The following is a 26,861-nucleotide window of genomic DNA, read 5'->3' on the forward strand; positions in this document are numbered from 1 at the left end:
CACCGGGCCCGGTGAGCGGTTCCAGGGAGATCGGTCAGCACCCGGTCCGGGGTGAGCGGGAGTTCAGGGAAGCAGACGATCGTGGCGTGGCGCACCGCGGCGCCGATCGCCGCGGCCGTCCCGGCGACGCCGGTCTCCCTGATCCCCTCGCTGCCCGCGGCGTCCATGGTGATGCCCGGCCGGCCGCCGGGCCAGTCGGGCGCAGGCGTCGTGCACCGCCCGGCCCCAGGAGGATGGGTTCTCCTACTGCTCCGACGTCACCCGCTGGGCGGCGGCGTCTGCCTCGTCACCGGCCGCAGGAGCGGAACGCTTGACCTTGAAGCGTTCGAACGTCCGCGTGAGCTGCTGGAGCGGGGATGCGGCGGGCGTATCGGACGGCCGCGGCCCGGCGGCAGCGGTCCGGGCGGACTCCTGGTAGGCGGCCAGGGCCTCATGGGCGCTCTCGGCCGCCTCCCGGTACAGGTCACGGGACTTGGTCATGGCCTCCAGCGCCTCGGCGTACATGGCCACCAGCCCGCGCTGGCGCTCCAGCTCCTCCTGGAGCGTCAGCAGGTGCCAGTCCTCCCGCAGCGCGGTGAGGGCGTCCTCGGCGTCCACGGGCAGGGGCCGGGGGAGCGCGGCGAACCGGGTCACCGCGTCGACGAGGTCGGCCGGCCTCGAGCCGTCGAGGAAGACCGCGCGGACCGAGAAGTCCTGGGCGTCGTGGCCCTCCGGCGCCGGAACGCCGGGCAGCACCACCGCTCCACCGCGCGGCACCTGGACGCCGGTGCCCCGCAACGCCCAGTTCAGGCCGCGCAACTGCTGCGGGGCGGCGTGATGCTCCACCACACGGTGGCGCAGGCCCGGCGGCAGCCACCGCGCCACCGGCGTACGTCCCCGGTCGTCGGTGGTCATCGCCTCGTGGACGACCACGTGGATGTGCCATCCGCCCCGCACGGTGTTTCTCAGCAGGCGGCGGGTCTCCTGGTCGTCCGCGGGCAGCGGGTTGATCTCACCCAGGGCCAGGTGCGTGGCGGCGTCCTGGTCCCAGGCGGTGTCCGGGCCCTCCGGCCAGAACAGGCCGGCCGGGGAGGGCCATGCGTGGTCCCATGGCTGCTCGGCCTCCGCGACCAGCATCCACTCCTGGCCGTGCCCCTCGCCCGCATCGGGCCTCACGCTCAGCCGGGCGCGTACGGTCACGTCGCCGCCGGCCCGCCAGCGGGCCTCGAAGACCCGTTCCGCCGGCGCGGCTTCGTCTTCGGGCAACTCCATGAAGTCGTCGATGGCCTGACTGTCCTTGCGCTGCTGCAGCGAGCGCCGGAGAACGTCTTCCGCGGAACCCCGGGTGTGGCGGCCGCGCGCCAGCCACACCGTGTCGGGAGTCATGGGGCGGACGGAGAGGGAGGTCTGCATGGGTCCATCTGTGAGCGGGGGTACGTGCGCCTGCCAGTATCGTCGCCGCAGGCCGACGGGGGCTACCCGGGGCCGCACCCGGCCGCGGGCACCGTTGACGTACATCCCTACGAACCTTCACCTCCCCGGTCGGGCCGCGACGCGCTGTGGCCGCCTGCCTGGCCGCCCCTCGTCGTGCCGTGGCCGCCCGGCCCGCCGGAGGCCCTGGCCGCGTCGGCCTGCGCGCGGCTGATCTCGTTCTTTTCCGGAGTCTCGCCGTCGGTCATGCGCACCGCATACCCGTGCCGGGCTGTGCCATGTGGCTCGAGGGCTGCGACGTGCGGCCACCGGGTGGCGCGAAGCGGCACCGGGCAGCGTGGTCCGGCACCCGGCGGCGCCCCGGAGCGGTGCGGGCGCGCGGGATGTGCGCCACGCGGGCGGGGTGTGCGCCATGCGGGCGGGGTGTGCGTGCCGCGCGCAGATCGAGGGATCTCACGCGTGGCCCGCCCGTCACACGGTCCCGACAATGGTGCGCACGAGCAGGGCCCGCCCACCATCCGCATCGGGGCGGGTCCTGCTCGCTTGGCGGGACATGGTGCGTGGGGTGCCGTTCAGTGCTCCCCGCCGCCACCAGGACCGGGGCGCCCTCATGCCTGTCCGGGCGAGGGCCGGGTACACGGTCCGTGCACGAGTTCGTCTGCGGACGCAGGAGAGGGGACCGGGGGCAGTGGCGGTAAAGGCGATGGGCTGGGCGCACTCGTTCCGTATCTCCGAAGGAGTGCGCGCGGGGCGGGAGTGGACACGCGGGCGCCTTGAGTCCCTGCCCTGGGCCGCCGCCGAGCCGGACACGGTGGATGCCATCGTGCTGTCGGTGTCCGAGCTGATCACCAATGCGCACATCCACGCGCACAGCGACGCGCATCTGGTGCTCACGTGGGACGGCGACTGCCTCCATGTCAGCGTCCACGACGAGGATCCGACGCTGCCGCGCCGGCGCGAACCGGAGCCGGGCGAGGTCTCCGGCCGCGGAGTGGCGATCGTGCGCAAGCTCGCCGACGAGTGGGGGATGCGGTGCCAGCGGCACGGCAAGACGGTGACGGCATGCTTCCGCCCCGCCGACCCCGGTGCCGACTCCGACGGCGGCGCCGACGCGCAGGGCGGCAGCAGCAGTTGAGATCTGCTCGCCGGTGAGGCCCCGCTTCTGCGATCGCGGCCCGCTTCCGAAGGAGAAGTGTCGTGTACCTGGCACGAGGATCGAGTGACGATCCCTACCTCTGGCTCTGGGTCCTGGGCGCTGTCGCGCTGTACGCACTGATCAGCTACGGACTGGCGTACCGCACCCGCGCCCGGCGCGGTTCCGCGCATCCGGCGCACGACGCCCTGCACGACCTCAAGGACCAGGAGGATCCCCAGCCGCCCGGGAACCGCTTCGTCAGCCGCCTGATCATGCTGTGCGGAGCGGGGCTCACCGGTCTCGTCGCGTACCTGACCAGTGGCGTCGTGCGCGTCCTCACGGTCGGGCTCACCGCCGTGGTGGCCGTGACCGTCTGGGCGTACTACGACCACCGCACGCAAACGCGCGCCGCCGCCCGGCGATGACGCGGACCCGGGCCCCCTCGTGCGGACGGGGACGGGAGGGGGCCCGGGGCGTCAGCCGCTCTCAGGGTGCTTGCCGGGCCCGTCGGCGCCGGGGGACAAGGGAGTGGGGGACAGGGTGGTGTCCTCCTCACCCGGCTCCAGCAGGGTGTCGGCGGCGCCGACGATGAGGGGGTCGGGCGTGCCGACCGCCTCCGGGTCCTTGTTGGCGTAATCCACGCGCGACAGCAGACTGCGCATGGTCTCCAGCCGGGCACGCCGCTTGTCGTTGCTCTTGACGACGGTCCAGGGGGCGTGGGCGGTGTCGGTGGCGCGGAACATGTCCACCTTCGCCTCGGTGTAGTCGTCCCAGAGACCCAGCGAGGCCAGGTCGGTGGGGGAGAGCTTCCACTGGCGCACCGGGTCGACCTGCCGGATCGCGAAGCGCGTGCGCTGCTCGGAGCGGGACACGGAGAACCAGAACTTCACCAGCAGGATGCCGTCGTCCACCAGCATCCGTTCGAAGGCCGGGCACTGGTCGAGGAAGAGCTCGTACTCGTCCTTGGAGCAGTAGCCCATCACGCGTTCCACGCCGGCCCGGTTGTACCAGGAACGGTCGAGGAAGACGATCTCCCCGGCCGTCGGCAGATGAGCGATGTACCGCTGGAAGTACCACTGGCCCACTTCGCGCTCGGTGGGCTTGTCCAGGGCGACCACGCGTGCGCCGCGCGGGTTGAGCCGCTCGGTGAGCCGCTGGATCGTGCCGCCCTTGCCCGCCGCGTCACGCCCCTCGCACACCACGACCAGGCGTGCGCCGGTGTCCTTGACCCAGCGCTGGAGTTTGAGCAGCTCTATCTGCAGGATGCGCTTGGTCCGCTCGTACTCCTTGCGGCTCACCTTGCGGTCGTAGGGATAGTTCTCCCGCCATGTCCGGATGGGGCGCCCTTCTCCGTCCAGCACGATCGGCTGCTCCCACCGGCTGGTGTCCACGGTCAGCCCGTGCAGCAGCTTGTCCGCGTCTTCGGCGCTCATCACTCGACTCCCCGTCCCTCCGCTGGTGAACGGACATACGAGTGCCCCGCCTGCTCACGCCCATGTGAGGCGCGAAGCCTCCGACCGGGACCGGTTCGATCACCACGGCCGTGCTGCGCGCACGGCCGTCGACGCACGTCAGGGCACCGGCAGGTACGCCGGGTCGGGCACCGCCCACTTCGTCTGGTTCGACTACGAGCCGTCCGGCCGAGGTGGACCGGGCTGGACAGGCTCCCCGCCAGGGCCGGCCGGCCGCTCAGAGTGCGGTGCCCGTCTCCTCGGCCAGGGCCCGCACGAGACGGTCCTGGAACGCCTCGTCGTGGACGGCGCGATGCGGCTGCAACCGCCGGCCGTGGTACCAGTACCCGCCGGTGGTCAAAGCCTCCGGGTCGTCGCTCGACGCCAGCCACTGCTGCGTCTGGTGGCCGAGTTCGAGGTCGTCCGGCGCGCTCGGCCCGCCCATCCTCGTCGGCACCCAGCCGGGATCCACGGCATTGCTCAGCACTCCGGGGCGCAGCCGCGCCACCACGGCCGCCAGCGTCGTCACGAAGAGCTTGCTGTCGGCGTACGACCCCGCACTCCCGCCCCGCCAGTCGACCCCGTCCAGCGACGACGGGTGCCCGCCGAGATGCGAGTTGCTGCTCAGGTAGACCAGCCGGCGCGGCCCGCGCAGCAGGGCGGTCAGCAGATAGGGCGCGACGATGTTGACCGGCATGACCGCCGGTCCGCTCCACACTCCGGCATTGTGGATGACGGCGTCGAGGGGCCGTGAGGCGTTCAGCTCGTCGGCGACCCGCCGCACGGCGTCACGCTCGGCGAAGTCGCCCACCACGATGTGCGCCCCGCGCTCGGCCAACTCGCCGAGAACCGTCGCCCGCTCCTGGTTCCGGGCGTGCACCACCACCTCGTGCCCCGCGGCCATCAGCGCTTCCGCGGCGGCCCGGCCCAGGCCGTCCGCGGAACCGCTCACCAGGATCCGTCCCACCGCTCCTCGCATGAGACTGCCTCCTTCTGCAGGGTTCGCCTCCCGCGCAGAGACACGTACGGGATCACGCGGCCGTTCAGCCCGGGTACCCCGTCGATCCCGGTATCCGCCCGGGCCCACAGCCTCGCACGGCGCTGCCTGGGCGGGCCGCCCGGGCGTGTCGAGGCCGTCGGCACCGCGGAGTGGGCCGGGGTGCCGCTGTGTGCCTCCTCCAGGAGGCCGGGCGGGGTCCGACGCGCTCGACGTCGTGTGCACGGGGGCGGACCACGGCGTCGAGCAGGATTACCAGGCCTGGTGTCGATGGTCCTTCGTGCGGACGGCCATGGTGCTCAGTAGCCGACGCGGAAGGTCGCGTCCTGCCGGTCGGTCGTCGTGGAGACCGGGTCGATGCGCAGGGCGTAGTCGGCGTGGCGCAGGTAGCGGGTCGGGTTGTTGTGCGAGCGGAACGAGGACCAGGTCGCCTCGGCCAGGCCCGCGGTGCGGTGGAAGGTCGCGTCCGCGGCGAACGTCGACGTGCCGTCGTTGGTGTCGAGCCGGAGCTCGTAGTTGTAGTGCCGAAGGTAGCGGGTCGGGTAGTTGACGGACCGGAAGGAGACCCCGGAGCTGTCTGCGAGCCCCGGGACCAGGGTCCACAAGGAGTCCCTGAACGGCTCGATCGGGTACTCGTCGACACGACCCAGGTAGCCGGAGTGGCGGACGTAGCGCGACGGGTAGTTGTACGACTTGAGCCGGTTCCAGGCCGGTGCGCCCCACCTCGCGAGCAGGTTGTCGTACTCGGTCCTGGTGATCGTCGCGATGCCGCAGTGCTTGGAGTTGACCGGCTGGGTGTAGGCCCGCTGGTCGAGGGCGGTCCAGGTGCCGGAGGCGAGGTTGCCGGACTGCCAGGCGTAGAAGACGCCGTTGGGTGTGTAGGTGTCGCCCCACAGCCACCAGGTGCCGGACGTCAGCGACTTGACCAGAGTCGGGGCCTCGGTGCCGCCGTGCGCCACGCCGGTGCTGAACTCGGTGAAACTGCCCGGATTCAGGGTGCTGGATCTGGCGCCCACCAGCGTCTGGTTCTTCTTGAAGTAGAGGTAGTTGTAGCCGTTCACGCCGACGGCCATGTCGCCGTCGATGACGTCGTAGCCGGGGTCGAAGAAGACCTGCGGGGCGGAGGCGGTCACGAAGTCGGTCGTGTAGTTGACCATGATCACGTTGTGACCGCTGGAGTTGACCGAGGAGTAGATCACCGCGTACTGCCGCCGGCCCGCGTCCCAGAACGCCTCGGGGGCCCAGCTGTGGGTGGCCATGTCGTGCAGTTTCAGCCGCCGGTAGCCGGTGAAGGTGCGCAGGTCGGCCGAGTCCCAGACGTGGATGTACCGGCTGTTGTAGTTCCAGTCGGTGCCCTTGAGGTCGGTGGCGAGCACGACGAACGTGCCGTCCTGCCTGCGCATCAGGAACGGGTCGCGCAGTCCGAGCGCCCCCGAAGTGGGGGTGACCAGCGGGTCGTTCTGGTTGAGCGGCGTCCAGTCGAGCCCGTCGGGGCTGACGGCGAGGTGCAGGCCGTAGTCGGTGCCGTCGCCGAGTTCGGTCGACTCGGTGAAGTAGACCATCGCGTACGCCGAGTCGGCGGCGTGCGCGGTACCGGTGCCGAGGGTCAGGGCGAGCGGGACGGCGGCGGTCATGCCGAGAAGACCGCGGCGGGAGAGGCGGGGGTTCGGGGTCATCGTGTTCTCCAAAGGGGAGTGCCGGGAATGCCGGAACCGCCGCCACCGCGGGCGGAATTCGGAAGACCGGCCAGGAGGGGCCGGGACGCGCGGCGCGTACCCGCGCCAGTTCCCCGGCGGCGACGGGCAGCACCGTCTTGTGCCGCGACCGTGTGGGGAGTGCGTAGTCGCTGGGCGGCGACCAGGGGGGTGCTGCGAGGCTGTCGGTGGGGAAGGGCAGGTAACCGCGTCCGCCGGCCTCGTCCGTGACGACCCACCAGCCGTCACCGTTGTCGTCCTTGAACACGGTGGGCCCCTCGGCCCGGCAGGAAAGGCATGGGCGGCTCGTCCTTTTCCGCTTCGGGAGAGAGCTGTCCTTCACCGCAGTTGATCGACATGCCGAACGGTGTTCGTGGCTCCGGATGGGAACGTAGGGGGCGCGCACTGCCACCGTCAATACTCGTGCGTGCCCCACCGCGACCGGCTGGAAGAGGTCCGGTCTTCTTCATCCCCAGAGCCCGGTGAGCCGTCGCGACCCGGAACTCGGCGCCGGCTTCCGGCACTTGCAGCGGGCCCCGAAGCCTGCGGCTCGTCTCGCGGAGACGGGCAGCGCCCGCGGGGGTGGACCCTCACGCGAGCGGCCGGGGGCAGCAGCCCGCGCGCCCCCGCGGGGCTGTTCACGCGCCGGGACGGCCCTGGATTCGCATGCCGGGGCGGCGGCGGTGAACCGTCACGTAGGACAGGCCGCTTCCGCCCGCCGTCACGCTGCGGACGCTGCCGTGCGGCAGCCAGACGAGACTGCCGGACTCCACCGGGCTCGGCCCGGCCGCGGAACCGAGCGTACCGTCGCCCGCGACGACGAGCAGGAGGACGTCCAGATCGGGTTCGGCGTGGGCGTCGATGGAACCGTGTGGCGGGATGCGGATGAGGTTGGCGTCCAGTTGCCGGCCGGGTTCGGCCAGTCGCCACAGTGCTCCGGTCGACGCCGGATCCGTCGCGGCGAGCGCCTCGGTGTTGCCCAGGATCCGCGGAACGGGAGCGTCGGCAGCGCCGGGGAACTCCTCCGGATCAGTCATGGATCGTGCCACCATCCGTACGGGCCTGCCCCGGGCCGGTTCACCCGTTCAGCAGGTGAACCGCACCGCTCAGGGGCGATACCCGGAGGAGTCTAGTGCCCCGGCAGGCAGCGCACGCCGCGTCGCGGCGTCCGGTGCGTACTCTCGCCGCACCGGCCGAAAGCCCGCCTACATCGCGTACGAGGACGTCCGGCCGGCACGCCGGGAGCACGCAGCGGACGCCGCTCCTCAGTGGGCAGACGGTGTCTGCCGGGGCACTGGCATCGGCCGCCGTCGTGACCGTGGCCGATGCTCGCTCACTCCTCCTCGGACGTGGTGGGACGCGTCCGCCCCGGCTCGGGCACCTCGCCCTGCTGCGCGCGGACGTGGAGCACGTCCCCGATGAACAGGTCGTACACCAGCACGCCGATCACACCGCCGACGAGCGGCCCGACGATCGGGATCCACCAGTAGCCGCTGAACGCCCCGGACAAGCTGCCGGGAAACGCGAGATCCTGCCATCCCGCCATCCAGGTGAACAGACGTGGGCCGAAGTCGCGGGCCGGGTTGATGGCGTATCCCGCGTTCGCCCCGTAGGACATGCCGATGGCCGCCACGACGAAGCCGATCACCAGCGGGCCGAGGTTCGCCTTCACGGCCGTGTTGCGCAGGTCGATGATCGCCACCACCAACATGACCAGGAAGGCGGTGCCGACGATCTGGTCGACCAGCGGACCCCAGATGCCGCCGTTGAAGTACGGCGCCGGGAACGTGGCGAAGATCGAGAACGAGGCGAGGGTGTGCCCGTTCGTCTTGGGCCCCTCCATGGCGGCGTCGAAGGCGTTGATGGCGTCGTGGTACACGGCGTAGACCAGCGCCGCCCCGGCCAGGGCGCCGAGCACCTGGGACGCCCAGTAGGGCACGACCTTGACCCAGGGGAACTTGCGGCGGACGGCGAAGGCCAGGGTGACCGCCGGGTTGATGTGCGCTCCGCTGACGCCGCCGGCCACGTAGATGCCGAACATCACGGCCATGGCCCAGCCCCAGGTGATCAGCAGCCAGTCCCCGGCGCCGAGGAAGAAGACCGTGGGTCCCTCGGTACGCCCCGAGCCGGGCAACGCCGCCACCGTCATCGCCACCACGCCGCATCCGAAGGCGATGAGGACGAACGTCCCCAGGAACTCCGCCAGGCACTCGCCCGGCAGGCCGGCGCGACGTCTGAGCGTTGAGGGTTTCACCAGAGGCTTGATCTCCACTGCCATGTGATTTCTCCCGGGGTTCGTTGCGGTCCCGTCTGACGCGCGGTAATCACGTCGTAACCCGGCGCGAGAGTCGCGGCAACCGCAGGAAGCCCTCTGGCGGCAGTGGAGTGCTGTGCGGCTGCCCGGCGACCCTCAGTGGTCCTGGGGCATCCCGTCGACGGGAGCGGCATTCACCGGCCGCCGGCGCCGGCACCGCTCGCACGCCGTTGACGTCGAGGCCGTCGGGGCAGCCGCTGAGAAGCGCCTGGCTCCTGCCGCACACCGGATCCGGAGCCTTCGCGGCCGGTGGACCGGAAGGGCAGTTGCCCAGCCGGAGTCCGGTCGGGATCTGCAGGACGGGCTCGCGCCCGTACCGGCCCAGCAGGCGCTCGCCGGTGGCCGCCGGCGCTCGGGGTCCAGCCGGCCGGGCAGGTCTCGAGCCGTGCGGCCTCGCCCCCGGCCGTGTTGGGCGGCCTGCCGCCGGTGGAGCGAGGTGGCTCGGCAAGCGGCGCTGCTGAGGGGCCTGGATCCCATGGGTGCCGGGGTCAGGGTCATGACCGGGCGAGGCGCGTGACCCGGTCGTGGAGGCGCTGTACGTGGTCCTCGGACTCCGGCTTCATCAGGACGCTGCGGAGGATACGGGCGCCGTCGGCGTCGGCGGTGACCTTCGGGTGGCGTGCCGTGAACGCCTCGCGGCCGGCCTTGAGAGTGCTCAGGAAAACGGGATCGGGACCTGCCATGCCGTCGGCCAGGACGCGTGCCGATGCCGCGTCGACAGCACGGAGCGTGGTGGGTTCCACCGAGGGGAAGTAGCTGACGATGTCCAGCTCCGGCTGCTGGTACAGCTCCAGGGCGTCCGAGGCGGTGATCAGGTCGGCCCAGCGCAGGGCGGCCCGGCGGCCGGCCGCGAGGACCTGGGCGAGGCCGTCGGGGGTGGGCGGGAGAACCTGGAAGGTGAGCCACAATGCGGCGGCCGAGGCGCCGGCACGGGAGCATTCCAGGCTGATCTCGCCGAGGTGGAGGTCGCTGGAGGTGAAGTAGGTGTAGGGCGAGTCGTGGAGGTAGAAGCGGCCCACCTCGGGGTCGCGGAAGAGGACCGCACCGCAGCCGTAGGGCTGGAGTCCGTGCTTGTGCGGATCGACGACGATCGAGTCGCATCGGGCGATCGCCCGCCAGGGCTGCGGGGACAGGCCTTCGGGGCCGTCGGCGCCGGCGAGCAGCGTGAAGAAGCCGCCGTAGGCCGCGTCGACGTGGAGCCGGACGCCGTAGCGGTCCCTGAACGGCAGGGCCTCGTGGATCGGGTCGACGGCTCCGAGCCCGGTGGTGCCGGCGGTGAGGACGACCGTGCCGACCTCTCCCGTCCGCAGGACGTCCTCGAGCGCGTCGAGGCTGATACGGCCGCGGTCGTCGGTCGGGATCGGGTACCCTTTCAAGCCCAGGACGTGGCACATGCGGCCGTGGGTGTAGTGGGCATCGGCGCTGTAGGCGATGCCGCGGCCCGGGTGGAGCTCGCGGGCGACGAAGAGGGCCTCGAGGTTGGCGATCGTGCCGCTGGTCGTGAGGTGGCCGAGGTGGGTGTCGTACCCGAACATCGCGGCCAGTTGTGCGACGGCCTCGCGTTCCATGCGAGCGGTGGCCGGGCCGCCGTCCAGTGCGTGGTTGTTGGGGTTGATCAGCATGGTGGTGAGGTGGCCGATGACAGCCGCCGGGTGCGGGGGCTTGAGCATCTGCCCCGCGTAGCGCGGATGGAAGAAGGGGTAGTTCTCCTTCAGCCTCCCGGTGAGCTCCTCGAAGGCCGCGGCGAAGCGGTCCTCGTCGACGAGGAGGGACGGGTGCTGCTCATAGGGGCCGAAAGAGTCGGCCCACTGCTGTATCGCGTCGTTGGCCCGGCCGAGCCAGTGCTGCAGGTCCACTGATCTCCCTCTCTGCCGACTTGGTGGGGTGGGGCTCCACCCTAGAGATTAGTTGATTACTCAGCAATTGATTGCTCAGTAATTGAGACGGCAGTAGGTGAAGAAGCAGTAAAGTAGGCCGGGTGAACCCTGCGAACCGAGAGAATGACGAAGCCGCCCGCGCCGCCGGCAGCCGGCTCGTGCAGGACTTCGGACTGCTGATCAAGGCCGCCACCCGCCTGGAACAGCGCATCGACGCGGCCCTGCGCAAGGAGTGCGAGGTCAGCCACACGATGTTCGAGGTCCTCATCCGGCTCTGCAGGCGCCCGGACGAGGAGATCTCGCAGCGCCGGCTCGCCGACGACCTCACGCTCACCAGCAGCGGTATCACCCGCCTGATCGACCGCATGGAGGGGGCTCGTCTGGTGCGGCGTGTGCCGGCCCCCGGGGACCGCAGAAGCGTCCTGGTCGAGGCGACCGATCACGGCCGTGCGATGTTCCTTCGTGCGGCCGCCGTCCACGCGCAGGTCGTCGAGCGGTACTTCGTGGCGCCGGTGGCCCGTGCCGACTACGGACGGCTGACTCACTCGCTGGGCCGCATCGAGAAGGCGCTGCGCGACGCCTGACCGGCTGCTCACGCGTGCCGGAGTGCGCGATCAAGGGATCCTCCGCCTCGTCGGCACACCGTGGTCGTTGCCTCTCCCGCGATCGCAGGAGAGGCAAGCGTCCGCCGCTCAGGGTGGGTCAGGGTGTGTAGACGGTGGGGCGTGGAGCCGTCGGCATGGCGTTGCCGATGAAGAAGCTCGGGTGCGGGGGCTGGTTGTAAGCGGTGTTCTGCCACGCCAGGGCCGTGCGGTACTGGGTGTCGTGGAGCAAGGTCGTGATCTTGGTGCTGGTCTGGTTCGGGGTGGAGTAGATGCGCAGTGCCCTGTTGTCGCCGGTGCGCCAGATGACCTCTTCGCGCCAGTCGCCGAAGATGTCGCCGGACAGGACGGGGGTGGACTTGGTGCCGTTGTTGGAGGCGACGCCGGAGCCGGTGAGCAGCCGGGTGTCGCCGGAGGTGCCGTACTTGTCGATGCGGGTGCCGTCGAGGAGTTCGCGGACGGGGTCGCCGTCCCACCAGGACAGGAAGTTGATGCTGGAGGGCTCGCGGCCCAGGGAGGCGCCGGTGGCGGAGCGCAGGGTGGTGTCGGCGGCGGACCAGGCCTCCGCGCCCGCGCTGCCGGCGTAGATGTCGGCGGCGACGCCGCGGCCGTTGTCGGAGCCCGACGCCGTCTGCCACAGCCGCGCTCCGGTGCGGGCGTCGGCCATCCAGGAGCCCGGCTTGCTGGAGTCCTCGGAGACCTTGAAGTACTCCAGGCCCGGACGGGAGGGGTTGAGGTCGCCGACGTGGCCGGCGTCGCCGTGGCCGAGCCTGGTGGTCCACAGGCCGGCGCCGTTGTCGTCGACGGTCATCGCGCCGTAGACGATCTCGTCCTTGCCGTCGGCGTCGACGTCGGCCACGGACAGGCTGTGGTTGCCCTGGCCGTCGTAGCCCTTGCCGCTGTTGGTGGAGGACGTCGTGTCGAAGGTCCAGCGGCGGGTGAAGGCGCCGCCTCGCCAGTCCCAGGCGGCTATCACCGTGCGGGTGTAGTAGCCGCGCGCCATGATCAGGGACGGGCGGGCGCCGTCGAGGTAGGCGGTGCCGGCCAGGAAGCGGTCGACGCGGTTGCCGTAGTTGTCGCCCCAGGAGGAGACGTTGCCGCGGCCCGGGACGTAGCCGACGCTCTGCATCGCCTTGCCCGTCAGGCCGTTGAACATCGTCAGGTACTCGGGACCGGACAGGACGTAGCCGCTGGAGTTGCGGTGGTCGGCGGAGGAGCTGCCGATGACCGCACCGGTGCCGTCGCGGGTGCCGTCGGCGGTCTTCATGGCGACTTCGGCCTTGCCGTCGCCGTCGTAGTCGTAGACCTGGAACTGCGTGTAGTGGGCGCCGGAGCGGATGTTGCGGCCCAGGTCGACACGCCACAGCCGGGTGCCGTCGAGCTTGATGCCGTCGACGACGGTGTTGCCGGTGTAGCCGGACTGGGAGTTGTCCTTGGCGTTGGTGGGCTGCCACTTCAGGACGAGGTCCAGGGTGCCGTCGCCGTCGAGGTCGCCGACGGAGGCGTCGTTGGCCTCGTAGGTGTAGGCCGAGTTGCCCGGGGCGGTACCGCCCGCGGGCGGGGAGATCGGCACGTCCTTGTAGCCCGTGCGGAACTGGACCGCGGGCGCGGACGCGGCCTGCTCGGTGCCGTTGACCACGGCGCGCACCGTGTAGTCGGCCGTGGCCGCGCCGCCCGCGTCGAAGTAGTTCGTCGAGGCGGTGACGGGGGAGGAGTTGAGTCTGGTGCCGCCGCGGTAGACGTTGAACGACACGTCGTTCGGGTCGGTCGCCAGCCACCGCCAGGACACCAGGTTTCCGCTGTTGGTGTGCACGCTGGTCAGTCCGCGGTCGAGGTTCTCGACCTGCCGGGCGGTCGCCGCGTGCGCGGTCTGCGGCAGTGCGACGAGCGCGGAGACGGCCAGTGCGGCAGCGCAGACGCAGCCGACGAACCGGCCGCCTGGCCGGTGGGGCGATCGCCACGGTCGTGGTGCGGAGCGGGGGCGCCGGTGCGAGTCGGTCACGGTGGCCTCCGGGGCGTGGGGGTATGGGAACGCTCCCATTTGGGGGGAGCGTAGAAACGAGCTGATGCCTCGTCAAGGATTCTGTCCAGTCTGCTGTTCGGCCCTGTTCGGATCCGTGAGTTTCTCGATGCCTACGGATTGACAGTGGGGTAGCGAGCCTTGAACACTGCGTGAGGCATCTCGCGGGCAACCGTGGTCGAAGGCAGTCGAACTGGTCGACCGGCCAGTGACCTCGGGTGCCGAGTACGGCAGTTCGGTGGCTCCCTGCACTGCAGCCGTCCCCTTTCGAGGAGAGGACTTCTCGTGCCTGCCTGACGGATTGTGAACGCTCCCAGCATCGGCAGGCGGATCACCCCGGTCCCGGAAAACTCCACCCCCCACAACCTGCTGTCCGCCGGCCGCCGCACCTCACGCGCGGCCGGCGGACAGGGAGGAGCGACCATGTCCCCGGCTCCCGCCCCCCTCTCCGCTCGGATCGCCCACCGGACGCTGCTCGAAGCCACTGCCGCGACGGCCGGTGCGATCGCCGGGGCCGCCGCGCTCGCCGGGCTCGGCGCGCCGGCCCATGCTGCCGCCGGGTTCGGCGAGGGCGTCGGCATCAGCCGGGTGCCGCAGACGGAGGCGCGCGGCTGCTCCTGGAAGAACTGCGCGAGTCCGGCGGTCGGGTGGACCGGGGCCTCCTCCACCCGGGCCTCACCGGTCGCCTGCGCCAAGGCGCTGACGGTCAACGGCGGACAGGGCATCTTCCATGGGGAGCCGGAGCGCATGGCCCCGTTCACCGGCCGCGGCATGGGTGCCTGGGACTCCTCCAGCAGGCGCCCCACCGTCATCATCAACGGCTTCACTCAGGCCTGAGCGGCGATCCGCACCCCCCCGACCCGTACATCTCTGTGGTGAAGGACGGACTCATGATTGAAATGAACATGGCACTGACGCGCCGTGGTGGGCGGGGCGCCCCGCTGGGAGCGGCGGGCCTGCTGACCTTGGCGGTCCTGGCCGGCACGGGCGCGGCCCCCAGTGCCGCAGCCGCGCCGCAGGCTCTGCCGGCCGGCTGCTCCGGAACCTCGTCGATCATCTGTCACTACGGGGTCGCGCCGGGGAACTACGACGTCACGGTCTCCATCGGCGGTGCCTCCGCCGGGCAGACCGAGGTGTGGGCGGAGGCGCGGCGCCTCATGCTCCCTGCGACGAGGACGGCGGCCGGAGCCGTCGCCACCTACTCGTTCACCGTCAACGTGCGCCAACCGGAGGGCCAGCCGACCGGACAGGGCGGCACCGGGAACCCCGGTCTGGACCTCCGCTTCACCGGCGCCGGCCCGCAGCTCTCGGCCGTCTCGGTGAAGCCGGCGACGCAGCCCCTGGTCGCCTACCTGGCCGGTGACTCGACCGTGTGCGACCAGCTGGCCGCTCCGTACACCGGCTGGGGGCAGATGATCACGCCTGCTCTGCGTCCCGGCGCGGCCATCGCCAACTACGGGGACTCCGGCGAAAGTTCGGGAAGCTTCCTGAACAACTCGGCGCTCTTGCCCACTCTGCTGACGAAGGTCAGGGCGAACGATCCCGTCTTCATCCAGTTCGGCCACAACGACAAGCAGACCAGCGCGTCCGCCTACCGGAACAACCTCACCACCATGATCTCGCGGATCCGTGCCAAGGGCGGTGTCCCGGTCCTGGTGACGCCACCGGTCCGCCGGCTCTTCGACGGCAACCGGCTCACGTCCACGGCCCTGCACATCAACGGTGCCGGTGCGAACCTGCCCGCGGAGATGCGCGCGGTCGGCGCGGCGCAGCGGGTCCCGGTGGTCGACCTCACCGCCCGGAGCAAGGCGCTGGTCGAGTCCCTCGGACCGTCCGCCTCCGCACAGCTCTTCCTCCGCTCCTCCGTGGACGGTGTCACGGACAACACCCACTTCTCGCAGTACGGCGCGACCCGGATGGGCGAGCTGCTGCTCCAGAGTCTCCGGGAGCAGAACCTGCCCCTGGCCGCCCACCTGCGCTGACCGACGCACCACGGCGCCCGTCCCTGGGAGGGAACGGATGAAGCACCTACGGACCGTCATCACCACCGCGCTGGTGATCGCCCTGTCGAGCCTCGGACTCGGTGCCGCCTCCGCGGCCGACAGCGTCGCGAAACACTGCGCCGGCACCTCCGGCGCCGCCGCACCCGCGGCCCGAGCGGCTGCCCAGCCGGTCACCGTGTGGCTGGCCGGCGACTCGACCATGGCCGCCCCGGGCTCCGCCCGCTGCCCGGTCGGCTGGGGCAGCCAGTTCGACGCCCTGTTCGACGCCGACGTCACCGTCAGGAACCAGGCCGTGGGAGGCCGCAGCATCCAGACCTGGCTGTACGAGGGGAACGTCAGCAGCACCAAGGGCCCGGACGGCGAGTGCCGCCTCACCTCCAGCGCATACTCCGCACGCTGGCAGGCGATGCTGAACGCGAGCACCGGGATGAAGGCCGGCGACTACCTGTTCATCCAGTTCGGCATCAACGACTCCTCCGCGACCTGCCCCCGGCACGTGGGCCCGGCCCGCTACCGGCAGTTGATGACCACGATGGTGCAGGCCGCCCTGGCCCGGGGAGCGCACCCGGTGCTGCTCACCCCGGTGGCAGCTCTCACCTGTTCCGGCAGCACGGCGACGAAGAACCGCGGCTTCGTGAACGAGACCTTCGCCGTCGGATCCGCCACCAGGGCGCCGGTGGTCGACCTGCAGTCGCTGAGCGTCTCGCTCTACAACAGCCTCCGCTTCTGCCCGCACAACGGCGACTTCGGCTCGGGCCCCGTCGGTGCCTTCTTCTGCAACGACCGCACCCACTTCGAGACGTACGGCGCGCAGCGGATCGCCGGACTCGTCGCCGGGGACGTCCGCAGGCAGAACCTCGCGCTCGCCGCCCATCTCAGGTAGCGCCGGGATCGGGTCGCGAGGGGCTGACCAGTGCCGCGACGGGGAACGTCGCCTGCTGCGGCACTAGCATGGCTGTCGGCATCCGAAGACGCCGTGTCGGCCTCCTGGCCGGCCGGCACCGGCCGATCGCAGGAGAGACGCAGCACGATGACGGGGCTCAGTGACACCGTCGCACTCGACGACCCCGTGGGCCAGTCGCTCGGCGGGCACCACGCACCTCTCGCCCGCCGCCTCGGCGGCGCTGTCACCTATGTATCCGGGGTCGCCTCCTTCTCCGCGGTATCCGCCGAGCAGGGCTCGGCGGCGTGGGCCGACCTGGCCAAGCTGCTCGGGCCGGGCGAGTTCGCCGACATGTTCAGCTGCCCGGTGATGCCGCCGCCGGACTGGGAGCCGGTCTTCGTCCTCGAGGGCCGCCAGATGATCTGGGCCGGCGACAGCGGCCCTGACCCCTCTCGTGCCGAGTTCGGCTCCGGCGTGGCCGAACTCGGCGCGGAGAGCGTTCCCGAGATGCTCGACCTCATCGAGCGGACCAGGCCGGGCCCCTTCCGGCCCCGCACGCATGAGCTCGGCACCTATCTCGGCGTCCGTGACGGCGGCGCGCTGGTGGCGATGGTGGGGGAGCGGCTGAAGCCTCCCGGATGGACCGAGATCAGCGCCGTCTGCACCGCCCCGGAGGCACGCGGACAGGGCCACGCGGTCCGCCTGCTGCGCACGCTCATCGCACGCATCGTGGCTCGCGGAGACCGTCCCTTCCTGCACGTGGCCGAGGCGAACAGCGGTGCCCTGGCGCTCTACGAGCGGCTCGGCTTCGAGACCCGGAGGCACGTGACGTTCCGCGGTTTCCGCACTCCGTGAGGCGTCGGGTCCGCACGCACCGCTCTCCCCGGGCGGTGGCCCCGCGATGTGCTTGCATTCGAGCGACTACCGCAGCAGTTCCACGGAGAGGTGCGAGGACAGTGCGCGGAGGAAACCGGCCGCGTCGAAGATCTCGCCGGCGGAAGCGACGCCCGCCGTCCTGGTCCGTCCGGTGAGGACGCGGTGCACCGCCTCCACCGCGAGCGGCGCCGTGACGGCGTAGATGTCCTGCCCTCTCGCCACGGCGCGCCGCTCGGTGCCGCCGGAGCGCACGACGACGTCGACGAGGAAGGTCTGTGCGGACCGCCCGTCCTCGTCGACCGCGGTCGGCGTCGGCGTGTCCGGGGCCGACACGTCCCGGGCGGCCTCGGCCGTCATGTAGGTGCGCACGTCGGGGATGGGCAGGTGGCTGGGGATGGTGACGACGTCGGCCATCGTGAACTCACCGATGACCGCCCGGGAGCCCAGCGGCTCGGGGAACGGCCACTGGAGGGTCGGCGACTCGTCGTGGCGGTGGTCCAGCCGCCCGTTCCGGTACACCAGGCGCGCACCGCCCCGCCGCTGCCGGGAGACCGCGCCCGCGGCCCGCGTCCCGTCCGTGGGCTGCCAACCGCTCAGCGCGTACGCGACGTGCGCCTCGTCGGCCCCGGTCCAGTCACCCATCGCCGCGGTGGCCAACAGGTCACCGAGGCCGCCGAAGAAGGCCATCGCCGGGACGATCACCGCACCCGCGGCGCGGGCGCGGTCCGCGAAGTGCGCGAACGTGTCCGCGTTCGCCTCGATCTCGGCTGCCACATCGACATACGGGATGCCGGCACGCAGCGCCGCCTCGATCACGGGAGCGGCCGTCGTGGCGAACGGCCCGGCACAGTTGACCACCGCCGCGGCCCCGGCCAGCGCACGGTCGAGCGAGTCCGGATCGTCGACCGACGCCGGCCGGACCTCGATCCCGGGGTACGCCGCCGCCAGCGCCTCCAGCTTGACCTCGTCGCGACCGGAGGCGACGGGGACGAACCCGCGCCTTTGCAGCTCCGCCACCACGAACCGCCCGGTGTGCCCGTACGCTCCGAACACCGCCACCGTCTGACCCGGCCCCATGAGCTCTCCCCTGTGCTCGGACGATCAACTGCGGCCATCCTGGCGGCGATGAGCACCCGACGGTGAGTGTCTGGAACGACACGCCCCATACAATTACGGACATGACCACTGTCGCGCTGGCCGCCACCGACGGGATGCTGCACTTCGAACTGTCCCTGGCACACGAGGTGTTCGCCGCCGCCCCGGCCGGGGTGACGGTCCCCTGGTACGACCTCACCGTCTGCGGACCGGCCGCCGTACAGGTGGGCCGCTTCCGGCTGCAGCCCGACGCCGGGCTCGACCGGCTCCGGCACGCCGGCACCGTGATCGTCCCCGGCTGGGCCGACGTGGACGAGGACCCACCCGGCGACCTGGTGGACGCGGTGCGCGAGGCCCATGAGGCAGGCGCACGCGTGGCCTCCCTGTGCACGGGCGCGTTCGTCCTGGCCGCGGCAGGGCTGCTCGACGGACGGCGCGCCACCACGCACTGGGCGCACACCGAGGTTCTGGCCGCCCGTCACCCCCGGGTGGAGGTCGACCCGGACGTGCTGTACGTCGACAACGGCAGCGTGCTGACCTCCGCCGGCAAGGCCGCCGCGCTGGATCTGTGCCTGCACCTCGTCCGTCTCGACCTGGGCTCGTCGATTGCCAACGCCGTAGCCCGCCGCCTGGTCGTACCCCCGCACCGGGCGGGCGGACAGGCTCAGTTCGTCACCGCCCCGGTACCCGACCGGGACGACCCCCCGCTCGCCGGCCTGCTCCCCTGGATCATCGAACGGCTCGACCAGCCGCTGACCGTGCAGGACCTGGCCCGCCGGGCGGGAATGAGTTCCCGGCACCTGGGCCGTCACTTCAGAGCGGTGACCGGCACGACCCCTCTGCAGTGGCTGCTGACCCAGCGCATCCGGTACGCCCAGGAACTGCTGGAGACGACCGACGAGGGCGTCGACACCATCGCGACGGCCACCGGCATGGGGACCGCCACGACGCTGCGCCGCCACTTCAACCGCACCGTCGGCGTGCCCCCGGACACGTACCGCAGGACGTTCCGTTCGCGGACCGGCTGACCCCGGAGGCGGTCACGTCCGGCTGCCGCTGTGCACCACGGCGAACACTCCCCGGGCACGGGTACCTCCGCCGTCTCCCAGGAGCCGGTGACGTGGCCGATCGCATCCCGCGGAGGGAGGAACGGGCCGTCCGGGGCGGGCTGCAGGGCCCGGTGCAGGCGGAGGACCGGCACCACGTACCACTTCGTCACCGACGGCATCGCGTCGGCCCTGGCCCAGGCACGCACGGCGGCCGGAGACGGCGACGTCACCGTCCTCGGCGGCGCGAGCACCGTCAACCAGTACCTCGCCGCCGGCCTGATCGACGAGCTGCGGCTGCACATCGCGCCGCTCACACTCGGCGTCCGGAACACGGCTGTTCGAGGGCGTCCCGCCGCTGGCACTGGAGCAGGTGACCTCGCGGGCGACGAGCCGGGTCCCACACGTGACCTACCGCGTACTGCCCTGAGCCGCACGGCGGGTGCCACGTGCGCGACGGCCTCAGGGAAGCGGCGCACCCGGGGCGGGACCGAGCCCCGAGAAGATCACTCCCGGATGAGACGGGGCCTCGTTCAGCACCCACAGACCGATCAGCGTGGCCAACGCGAACACCACGGTGATGAGCACCGCGAGGACGAGCCGGCGACGGCGTTCGCGACGCAGCCACTCGCCGCGTGCCGTGCGATAGGCGTCCGGCGCCGCCCGCACCTCGCCGGCGAGTGCGGCCAGGGCCTCGGTCAGCTCCCGCTCCGTGCGGTCCGGGTCGGTGTGATTCATCGCCGGGCCTCCATCACCTGGGTCAGCGCGGCGAGACCGCGTGCGGTGTGCGTCTTCACAGAACCGGAGGAGATACCCATCGCTGCGGCGATCTCGCCCTCCTTCAGCCCGAGCCAGTGCCGCAGCACGAGCGCCTCGCGCTGCCGGGCCGGCAGTTGCTGCAGCGCGCCGATCAGGACGCGCTGGTCGTCGCGGAGCAGCGCCGCGCTCTCGGCGGAGACGACGGTCTCCTCGGGCGGGTTCTCCACGTGCTTGCGGGCGACCTGGAGGTGCCGGATCCGCATCCGGGTCAGATTGCACACCGTGGAGCGCAGATACGCCTCCGCCGCCTCGGTGTCCCTCAGGCGCCGCCACTTCCGGTAGATCTGGTAGTACGCCTCGGCCACCACGTTCTCCGGGTCGTCCGCGCCCAGCAGCACGGCCAGACGCAGCATCGAGGCGTAGTGCAGCTCGAAGAGCCCGGCGAGTCCGGCCTCGCGCTCCAGCTCCGCAGGGTCGGCCGGCGCGGGCGTCAGCGCTTCGACGCCCTGCTCCGGCACCGGTATCGGGTGTCTGTGTCTCACGGGTGGGTCGCTCCCGTCTCCGGACGCCGCCTGACCATCAGGCGGGACGGCAGGTCGGTCAGGTCGGCGCCGCGCGGGACGCCGAGACGTTCGAGTACGGCGGTGCCGGCCACCGCGACGATCAGGTTGAGCAGCAGGGCGGCGAGTCCGGCGTAGATCTCCAACGGCCCGGAACCGAGGCTCACGATGGACGAGAACCCCTCACGCACGACCAGGAAGGTCCCGGCCACCATGCCCACGCCCCACCCGGCGAGCAGCGCCCGCGCATGCAGCCGTCCGGTGAACAGGCCGACGGCGACGGCCGGGAAGATCTGCAGGATCCAGACCCCGCCGAGCAGTTGGAGGTTGATCGCGTCCTGGTCGCGCAGCCCGAAGACGAACGCGACCGCCCCGGCCTTCGCGATGAGCGAGACGGCCTTGGCGATGCGGACCTGCCGTTTGGGCGTGGCCGTCGGGTGCACGTACTCGACGTACACATTGCGTACGAAGCCGGTGGCGGCCGCGATCGACATCACCGCCGCCGGGACCAGCGCTCCGACGGTGATCGCGCCGAACACCAGCCCGGCCAGCGGCCCCGGCATCAGCCGGTCGACGAGCATCGGCACGGCCGCCTCGGCCCCGCCCTCCGGTGCCCGCACCCCGGCCGCGAGCGCCGCGAAGCCGAGCACCCCGAACAGCGCGAGCAGTCCCGTCCAGGCGGGCAGCGCCACGGACACCTTGCGCAGGGTGCGCGGTCCGTCGGCGGCGAACCCCGCCGTCAGCACGTGCGGGTACATCAGCAGGGCGAGCGCGGAACCGAGCGCGAGGGTGGCATAGGCAGGCTGCTGGGCCGGGGTCAGCACCAGCGCCGAGCCGCCGAGCCGCCGGGCCGCACCGTCGAAGACGGCACCGGGCCCGCCGAGCCGTTCCAGCATCAGCCAGGTGACCGCGGTGAGCGACACGAACACGGCCACCGCCTTGAACGCCGAGATGACGGTGGGCGCCCGCAGCCCGTGCCGGTACGTGGCCACGGCGAGCCCCGCGAACAGCGCCACCAGCACCAGGTCCCCGGCCGCACCGCGCGGGTACACCCCGCCGGCCGTCAGCACGGCCCGTATGCCGAGCAGCTGGAGCGCCAGGTAGGGCATGGTCGCGAGGATCCCGGTCAGCGCCACGACCAGCGCGAGGGGCGGCGACCCGTACCGGCCGCGGACGAAGTCGGCGGCGGTGACGTATCCGTGGGCGCGGGCCACGGCCCACAGGCGGCCGAGCAGCACGAAGGCGAGGGGGCAGACGATCACCGTGTACGGCACGGCGAAGAAGGCCGCGGCGCCGTTGCCGTACGCCAGACCCGGCACGGCGGTGAAGGTGTACGCGGTGAAGATCGTGCCGCCGAGCAGGAACCAGGTCCACACCGGGCCCAGGCTGCGGTCGGCCAGAGCCCAGCCCTCCAGGGACGGCAGTCGGCCGCTGGGGCGCAGGCGCCGCGCGGTGACCGCGAGCAGCGACGCTCCGCCGGTCACGGCGAGGAACGTCACTGTCATGGTGCCGTCGGCCATGGGTCACCGTCCTTGGTGTGCCTGATCCTCACGGGGGAGTTGCGCGGCGGCCCCGATCGGAGGACACGGAACCGGCGGGAAATCCTCTGGAAATTCGCTGTCAACCGGTTCCGGGGGGTGGGCAACTCTTGCACAGACCGACAGCGAGCAGGAGAGCCGCCGATTCGCTGATCCCCAGGCACCTCGTGTCACGAGGTGTCCCGCACCGCCCTGGTGAGGAGCCGCCATGCCTACGTCCGCCCTGCCCGAAACCGGCCTGCCAGCACCCGAAAAGTCGCGTATGTCAGCTCGATCCGTCCTGCTGTGGACCGTGGTCGCCCTGCTGGGCGCCGTCGCCTGGGGCGTCCTCGCTCTGGCCCGGGGCGAGGAGATCTCCGCGGTCTGGCTGGTGATCGCCGCGCTCGGCTCGTACGCCATCGCCTACCGCTTCTACGCGCGGTTCGTCGCCCGCCGGGTGCTCCGACCGGACGACCGCCGCGCCACGCCCGCCGAACGCCTGGAGGACGGCGTCGACTTCCAGCCGACCGACCGCCGGGTGCTGCTCGGCCACCACTTCGCCGCGATCGCCGGGGCCGGGCCACTGGTGGGACCGGTGCTCGCCGCACAGATGGGCTATCTGCCGGGTACGTTGTGGATCGTCGCCGGGGTGATCTTCGCCGGGGCGGTACAGGACATGGTGGTGCTGTTCCTGTCGATGCGCCGGGACGGCAAGTCGCTGGGGCAGATGGCCCGTGAGGAGATCGGCCGGGCGGGCGGGGCGGCCGCCCTGGTCGGGGTGTTCGCCATCATGATCATCCTGCTCGGGGTGCTGGCCCTGGTCGTGGTCAACGCGCTCGCGCACTCCCCGTGGGGCACCTTCTCGGTCGCCATGACCATCCCGATCGCGCTGTTCATGGGCCTGTGGATGCATCGAGTCCGCCCCGGCCGGGTCGTCGAGGCCAGTGTCATCGGCGTGGCGCTGCTGCTGTTCGCGATCGCCGGCGGTCGCTGGGTGCAGGAGTCCTCGCTCGCCGACGTCTTCACGCTCAGCCCGACCGCACTCGTCTTCTGCCTGATCGGCTACGGCTTCGTCGCCTCCGTGCTGCCGGTGTGGATGCTGCTGGCCCCGCGCGACTACCTCTCCACCTTCATGAAGATCGGCACGATCGCCCTGCTCGCGGTCGGCGTGATCGTGGCCGCGCCCGTGCTCAGGGCGGACGCGGTGAGCGACTTCGCGACGTCGGGAGCGGGCCCGGTCTTCGCGGGGTCGTTGTTCCCCTTCCTCTTCATCACGATCGCCTGCGGCGCGCTGTCCGGCTTCCACGCCCTGGTCTCCTCCGGGACCACGCCGAAGCTGATCCAGAAGGAGTCCCAGGTCCGGCTGATCGGCTACGGCGCCATGCTGATGGAGTCGTTCGTCGCGATCATGGCGCTGATCGCCGCGGCGACGCTGGAGCCGGGTCTGTACTACGCGATGAACGCCCCGGCGGGTCTGCTCGGCGCGACGGCCGAGTCCGCGTCCCACGCGGTGGCGGGTCTCGGCTTCACCATCACCCCCGACCAGCTCACCCAGGCCGCGAAGGCGGTCGAGGAGCAGACCCTGATCGCCCGCTCCGGAGGCGCCCCGACCCTCGCGGTCGGCATGTCGGAGATCTTCTCCACCGTCTTCGGCGGGTCGGCCATGAAAGCCTTCTGGTACCACTTCGCGATCATGTTCGAGGCGCTGTTCATCCTGACCACGGTGGACGCCGGCACCCGGGTCGGCCGCTTCATGCTCCAGGACATGCTCGGCAACGTCTTCAAGCCGCTCGGCCGGGTCAACTGGAAGCCCGGAATCTGGCTGTGCAGCGGCCTGGTCGTCGCCGCCTGGGGTTACTTCCTCCACACCGGCGCCACCGACCCGCTCGGCGGAATCAACCAGCTCTTCCCGCTCTTCGGCATCGCCAACCAACTGCTCGCCGCCATCGCCCTCACCGTCTGCACCACCGTCCTCGTCAAGTCCGGGCGGCTGCGCTGGGCCTGGGTCACCGGTCTCCCTCTGGCCTGGGTCACCGCGATCACGTTCACCGCCGGCTGGCAGAAGATCTTCTCCGCCGACCCGAAGATCGGCTTCTTCGCCCAGCGGGCCCACTACGCCGACGCCCTGGACGCCGGCCAGATCCTCGCCCCCGCCAGGACGACCGCCGACATGCACACCGTGGTCACCAACTCCACCGTCGACGGTGTCCTCATCGGCCTCTTCCTGCTCCTGGTCGCCGTGGTGATCGGCAACGCGGCGGTCGTCTGCGTGCGCGCGATACGGTCCGCCACGCCACTGCCGACCACCGAGGCCCCCTATGTCGAGTCCCGCATCGACGCATCGGACCGGGTCGCCGAACCACTGGCCGGAGCCCGCTCGTGAGGATCCGGCACTGGGCGCGTGCCGTGCGCTGGTACCTGCGCGAGCTGACCGGAGAGGCCGCGTACGACCGCCACTGCGAGCGGCACCGGCGCCACCACCCGCTCGCCCCGGCCCCGACCCGCCGCGAATACCAGGTGCTGCGCACCCGGCACCAGGAGGCCCGCCCCCACAGCCGCTGCTGCTGAGCGCCTCCCGCGATACCGCGCGCGACGGAACGACCGCGTCCCCTCCGGCACAGCCGGAGGGGACGAAACGCTCGCCCGGATGCCGGTTGGGGCGAGTGAAGCTCAGGAGTGGATGCGGAGCACCACGTACGTCTCCCCGTCCCTGGGCGGTCGTGCCCAGAGACGGGTGGCGCATGTGTGCAGCCGCCCGTGCAGTCCACCCGGTCAGCGCAGAACAGGCCCGGGTCCAGCGCCCGCGGTATCTGCCCGGTCTCTCCGTCCGCGTACGTGAACGCGTACTGCTCGACACCGTCTCGTGCCACCGAAAGGCGGAGGAGCATCGCCGTCGAAGGCGGAGCTCCAGCCGGTGCCCGCCCGGCCGAGTGCCATGAGGGGGTTGTCGTCGAAGGACATGAAATCCGTCGGTTGGCAGCTCCGGCAGGACCGCGGAGCCGCGCTCGGCCTTCCCGGCGTCCGGACGGACATGCCGGGCAACGGCTGGGTCGGCCGGTGTCGCTGTGGATCGACTCGGTCGTGTGACTGACGTGTGAAGGCGCAGCTCAGACCGGGCAGCCCGCTGCCCTGCGGCGCCCGACGACACATCCTGCCTGGTTCCGTTCAACCTCGTTCAGCCACCGCTCGCTTCCCTGCACATTCCTTTGGAAAATGCCAAAGCGTTCACCTGCGCCAAGCACAGTCCGTAGTGTCGTGCTCACGTTCGCGGGAACGGCCGTGCAGGGGGAGGGGGTTCGGCGTGCCCGGAATCGACGAGAGTCTGCTGGAGGCCATGCGGCTGCCAGGTGCTCGAGGGGCGTCGGTGGTCGACTGGATCAGTGGTCTTGCCCTGGGCGCAGTAGGTGACGCACCCGGTGGCGATGTGGAGGCGACGGCTGCGGAAACCGCCGAACTCGCCCGCCTCGCCACCGAGAGCGGCGCCCTCGCTCTGACCGGCGGAGACCCGGCCGGGCAGTCCGGTGACGACGCGGGAGGATCCTCCGGCGGCGGCCCCGGCGGACCGTCAGGCAAGGAACCCCCCGTGCAGGACCTGATCATCACGAACGCCGACTCGTACCACCTGCTGAGGTTCGTCACCACGACCTTCGACAGCACCGTGTTCGTGCACTTGTGGCTCGACCGCCGCGAAGGGAACCTGGCCCTGGCCCGCATCCGGCTGGCCGAGATGGCGGACCGGCTGGTGCTCGGATGAGCACGCCGACCCGGACCCCGCGCTCGGGCGAACCCGCATCGGCCCTGCTCGGCACGCTCGCCGCGCAGGGCGCGACCGGAGCCCTGTCCACCGAGTCGGGGATCGTCTACCTCGCGGCGGGACACGTCGTCCACGTCGAATCCGCCGTCACGCCCGACCTCGGCGACCTGCTCACCCACAGCGGCGCACTCGCCCCGGACGGCTGGTGGGAGGCGATCGACCAGGCCGGCCGCCGCTGCCGGGTCGGGCGGCAACTGGTGGACAGCGGCCACCTCGCCGCCGGCGCGCTGGAACTGTGCCACCTGGGTGCCCTCTTCGACGCCGCGTACTTCGTCCTCGCCCACGACGGGCCGGCACTCCGGTTCCGCCCCGGAGCCGCGCACTGGCTGGGCGCGGTCCGTTCCGTACCGGTGGACACCGTGCTGCGCGAGTCCAGACGCCGCCGCGAACTGCTGCAGCGCATATGGCCCGAACCCGACGTGGACCGTGCGCCGCTCGCGCGGGTGCCCGGGCCGGGCGCCCGCGATCTGCCGGCCCGCCGCGGCCGGACGCTCGCCCAGGTCGACGGTGTCCGCACGGCCGCCCAGATCGCCATGACCCTGGCCTGCCGCACCTTCCACACCCTCGTCGAACTCCGCCGCCTCGCCGCCGCCGGGCTGGTGACCCCCGTGGCACCCCTGGTCCCCGTCCCTTCCGTAGCCCCACCCTCAGCCCCAGCGTCCGCCCCCGCCACCGTGTCCGCCGAGCCGGGCCCCACCCCTCGTCCCGCGCTACCGGACGAGCCCGAGACCGCACTGCTGCGACGGCTCCTGCACGCCTTGGAGGCACTGTGATCCGCGCGCGAAGACAGCGTGCCGAAAGGAGACTG

At 71.6% G+C, this 26,861-nt stretch carries 24 protein-coding genes and 2 pseudogenes; 13 read left to right on the top strand and 13 right to left on the bottom strand.

Going from position 1 to position 26,861, the window contains the following annotated elements; translation table 11 throughout:
* Nucleotides 1-243 precede the first annotated feature (243 nt).
* Nucleotides 244-1,392 carry a hypothetical protein gene (locus tag ACFU3E_RS33795; RefSeq protein WP_384167106.1) on the bottom strand — a complete coding sequence of 383 codons (1,149 nt, stop codon included), beginning with the start codon at nucleotides 1,390-1,392 and terminating at the stop codon, nucleotides 244-246.
* Nucleotides 1,393-2,098: 706 nt separating this feature from the next.
* Between ACFU3E_RS33795 and ACFU3E_RS33800 the strand changes: the two genes are divergently transcribed.
* Entirely contained in the window at nucleotides 2,099-2,545 is a 447-nt protein-coding gene (locus ACFU3E_RS33800; protein WP_384167109.1) for an ATP-binding protein, read from the top strand.
* A gap of 62 nt (nucleotides 2,546-2,607) precedes the next feature.
* The gene (locus ACFU3E_RS33805; protein WP_384167112.1) at nucleotides 2,608-2,970 is read left to right on the top strand and encodes a hypothetical protein; all 363 of its coding nucleotides are present in this window, start codon (nucleotides 2,608-2,610) and stop codon (nucleotides 2,968-2,970) included.
* Nucleotides 2,971-3,021: 51 nt separating this feature from the next.
* Here the strand turns inward: ACFU3E_RS33805 and ppk2 are convergent, their stop codons facing one another.
* The 6 genes from ppk2 to ACFU3E_RS33835 all read right to left on the bottom strand — a co-directional run bounded on the left by ppk2 (nucleotide 3,022) and on the right by ACFU3E_RS33835 (nucleotide 10,857).
* The gene (ppk2, locus tag ACFU3E_RS33810) at nucleotides 3,022-3,978 is read right to left on the bottom strand and encodes a polyphosphate kinase 2 (protein WP_384167115.1); all 957 of its coding nucleotides are present in this window, start codon (nucleotides 3,976-3,978) and stop codon (nucleotides 3,022-3,024) included.
* Between the two features lie 256 nt (nucleotides 3,979-4,234).
* The gene (locus ACFU3E_RS33815; RefSeq protein WP_384167189.1) at nucleotides 4,235-4,963 is read right to left on the bottom strand and encodes an SDR family NAD(P)-dependent oxidoreductase; all 729 of its coding nucleotides are present in this window, start codon (nucleotides 4,961-4,963) and stop codon (nucleotides 4,235-4,237) included.
* Nucleotides 4,964-5,292: 329 nt separating this feature from the next.
* Nucleotides 5,293-6,669: a glycoside hydrolase family 43 protein gene (locus ACFU3E_RS33820; protein WP_384167117.1), complete on the bottom strand. Its 1,377-nt coding sequence runs from the start codon at nucleotides 6,667-6,669 to the stop codon at nucleotides 5,293-5,295.
* Nucleotides 6,670-7,325: 656 nt separating this feature from the next.
* On the bottom strand, nucleotides 7,326-7,724 hold the full coding sequence (locus tag ACFU3E_RS33825; RefSeq protein ID WP_384167120.1) for a hypothetical protein: 399 nt from the start codon (nucleotides 7,722-7,724) through the stop codon (nucleotides 7,326-7,328).
* A 296-nt stretch (nucleotides 7,725-8,020) separates the two neighbouring features.
* Nucleotides 8,021-8,965 carry an MIP/aquaporin family protein gene (locus ACFU3E_RS33830; protein WP_384167123.1) on the bottom strand — a complete coding sequence of 315 codons (945 nt, stop codon included), beginning with the start codon at nucleotides 8,963-8,965 and terminating at the stop codon, nucleotides 8,021-8,023.
* A gap of 530 nt (nucleotides 8,966-9,495) precedes the next feature.
* Nucleotides 9,496-10,857 carry a pyridoxal phosphate-dependent decarboxylase family protein gene (locus tag ACFU3E_RS33835; RefSeq protein ID WP_384167126.1) on the bottom strand — a complete coding sequence of 454 codons (1,362 nt, stop codon included), beginning with the start codon at nucleotides 10,855-10,857 and terminating at the stop codon, nucleotides 9,496-9,498.
* 122 nt (nucleotides 10,858-10,979) lie between these two features.
* Here ACFU3E_RS33835 and ACFU3E_RS33840 point away from each other — a divergent pair, with 122 nt between their 5' ends.
* The gene (locus tag ACFU3E_RS33840; protein ID WP_384167128.1) at nucleotides 10,980-11,462 is read left to right on the top strand and encodes a MarR family winged helix-turn-helix transcriptional regulator; all 483 of its coding nucleotides are present in this window, start codon (nucleotides 10,980-10,982) and stop codon (nucleotides 11,460-11,462) included.
* A gap of 118 nt (nucleotides 11,463-11,580) precedes the next feature.
* Here ACFU3E_RS33840 and ACFU3E_RS33845 read toward each other — a convergent pair whose 3' ends face one another.
* A complete protein-coding gene (locus ACFU3E_RS33845; protein ID WP_384167131.1) occupies nucleotides 11,581-13,521 on the bottom strand; it encodes a rhamnogalacturonan lyase in 1,941 nt (646 codons plus the stop codon).
* A 402-nt stretch (nucleotides 13,522-13,923) separates the two neighbouring features.
* On the opposite strand from ACFU3E_RS33845, the gene ACFU3E_RS33850 reads away from it, so the two are divergent.
* The 4 genes from ACFU3E_RS33850 (at nucleotide 13,924) to ACFU3E_RS33865 (ending at nucleotide 17,241) form a co-directional block, all read left to right on the top strand.
* Nucleotides 13,924-14,337 (top strand): hypothetical protein, encoded by a 414-nt coding sequence (locus ACFU3E_RS33850; RefSeq protein WP_384167134.1) that lies wholly within the window; start codon nucleotides 13,924-13,926, stop codon nucleotides 14,335-14,337.
* Nucleotides 14,338-14,390: 53 nt separating this feature from the next.
* Nucleotides 14,391-15,482: a rhamnogalacturonan acetylesterase gene (locus ACFU3E_RS33855; protein ID WP_384167137.1), complete on the top strand. Its 1,092-nt coding sequence runs from the start codon at nucleotides 14,391-14,393 to the stop codon at nucleotides 15,480-15,482.
* A gap of 37 nt (nucleotides 15,483-15,519) precedes the next feature.
* On the top strand, nucleotides 15,520-16,386 hold the full coding sequence (locus ACFU3E_RS33860) for a GDSL-type esterase/lipase family protein (RefSeq protein ID WP_384167140.1): 867 nt from the start codon (nucleotides 15,520-15,522) through the stop codon (nucleotides 16,384-16,386).
* Nucleotides 16,387-16,533: 147 nt separating this feature from the next.
* The gene (locus ACFU3E_RS33865; protein WP_384167143.1) at nucleotides 16,534-17,241 is read left to right on the top strand and encodes a GNAT family N-acetyltransferase; all 708 of its coding nucleotides are present in this window, start codon (nucleotides 16,534-16,536) and stop codon (nucleotides 17,239-17,241) included.
* Between the two features lie 66 nt (nucleotides 17,242-17,307).
* Here the strand turns inward: ACFU3E_RS33865 and ACFU3E_RS33870 are convergent, their stop codons facing one another.
* The gene (locus ACFU3E_RS33870) at nucleotides 17,308-18,339 is read right to left on the bottom strand and encodes a saccharopine dehydrogenase family protein (protein ID WP_384167146.1); all 1,032 of its coding nucleotides are present in this window, start codon (nucleotides 18,337-18,339) and stop codon (nucleotides 17,308-17,310) included.
* 101 nt (nucleotides 18,340-18,440) lie between these two features.
* Here ACFU3E_RS33870 and ACFU3E_RS33875 point away from each other — a divergent pair, with 101 nt between their 5' ends.
* Both ACFU3E_RS33875 and ACFU3E_RS33880 read left to right on the top strand, forming a co-directional pair.
* Nucleotides 18,441-19,385 carry a helix-turn-helix domain-containing protein gene (locus tag ACFU3E_RS33875; RefSeq protein ID WP_384167148.1) on the top strand — a complete coding sequence of 315 codons (945 nt, stop codon included), beginning with the start codon at nucleotides 18,441-18,443 and terminating at the stop codon, nucleotides 19,383-19,385.
* Nucleotides 19,386-19,553: 168 nt separating this feature from the next.
* Nucleotides 19,554-19,833 (top strand): annotated as a pseudogene (locus tag ACFU3E_RS33880) (dihydrofolate reductase family protein); the annotation flags it as partial.
* Between the two features lie 32 nt (nucleotides 19,834-19,865).
* Here ACFU3E_RS33880 and ACFU3E_RS33885 read toward each other — a convergent pair.
* The 3 genes from ACFU3E_RS33885 to ACFU3E_RS33895 are packed head-to-tail and all read right to left on the bottom strand — an operon-like array spanning nucleotide 19,866 to nucleotide 22,242.
* Nucleotides 19,866-20,141 carry a hypothetical protein gene (locus ACFU3E_RS33885; protein ID WP_384167150.1) on the bottom strand — a complete coding sequence of 92 codons (276 nt, stop codon included), beginning with the start codon at nucleotides 20,139-20,141 and terminating at the stop codon, nucleotides 19,866-19,868.
* Entirely contained in the window at nucleotides 20,138-20,704 is a 567-nt protein-coding gene (locus ACFU3E_RS33890) for a SigE family RNA polymerase sigma factor (protein WP_384167152.1), read from the bottom strand. The genes ACFU3E_RS33885 and ACFU3E_RS33890 overlap by 4 nt, the downstream gene beginning before the upstream one ends.
* On the bottom strand, nucleotides 20,701-22,242 hold the full coding sequence (locus tag ACFU3E_RS33895) for a sodium:solute symporter (protein WP_384167154.1): 1,542 nt from the start codon (nucleotides 22,240-22,242) through the stop codon (nucleotides 20,701-20,703). Before ACFU3E_RS33895 ends, ACFU3E_RS33890 begins: the two co-directional genes overlap by 4 nt.
* Before the next feature lie 226 nt (nucleotides 22,243-22,468).
* Here ACFU3E_RS33895 and ACFU3E_RS33900 point away from each other — a divergent pair, with 226 nt between their 5' ends.
* The gene (locus ACFU3E_RS33900; RefSeq protein WP_384167156.1) at nucleotides 22,469-24,622 is read left to right on the top strand and encodes a carbon starvation CstA family protein; all 2,154 of its coding nucleotides are present in this window, start codon (nucleotides 22,469-22,471) and stop codon (nucleotides 24,620-24,622) included.
* The gene (locus ACFU3E_RS33905) at nucleotides 24,619-24,807 is read left to right on the top strand and encodes a CstA-like transporter-associated (seleno)protein (RefSeq protein ID WP_384167159.1); all 189 of its coding nucleotides are present in this window, start codon (nucleotides 24,619-24,621) and stop codon (nucleotides 24,805-24,807) included. The genes ACFU3E_RS33900 and ACFU3E_RS33905 overlap by 4 nt, the downstream gene beginning before the upstream one ends.
* A 102-nt stretch (nucleotides 24,808-24,909) precedes the next feature.
* On the opposite strand, the pseudogene ACFU3E_RS33910 reads toward ACFU3E_RS33905, so the two are convergent.
* A pseudogene (locus ACFU3E_RS33910) lies at nucleotides 24,910-25,206 on the bottom strand (SMI1/KNR4 family protein); the annotation flags it as partial.
* Nucleotides 25,207-25,540: 334 nt separating this feature from the next.
* Between ACFU3E_RS33910 and ACFU3E_RS33915 the strand changes: the two are divergent.
* Together ACFU3E_RS33915 and ACFU3E_RS33920 are read left to right on the top strand one after the other, a co-directional pair.
* Nucleotides 25,541-25,993 carry a hypothetical protein gene (locus tag ACFU3E_RS33915; protein WP_384167162.1) on the top strand — a complete coding sequence of 151 codons (453 nt, stop codon included), beginning with the start codon at nucleotides 25,541-25,543 and terminating at the stop codon, nucleotides 25,991-25,993.
* Entirely contained in the window at nucleotides 25,990-26,826 is an 837-nt protein-coding gene (locus tag ACFU3E_RS33920) for a hypothetical protein (RefSeq protein WP_384167165.1), read from the top strand. Before ACFU3E_RS33915 ends, ACFU3E_RS33920 begins: the two co-directional genes overlap by 4 nt.
* The last annotated feature ends 35 nt before the right edge of the window (nucleotides 26,827-26,861 follow it).

The sequence above is a fragment of the Streptomyces sp. NPDC057424 genome, assembly GCF_042803315.1.
Lineage (GTDB): Bacteria > Actinomycetota > Actinomycetes > Streptomycetales > Streptomycetaceae > Streptomyces.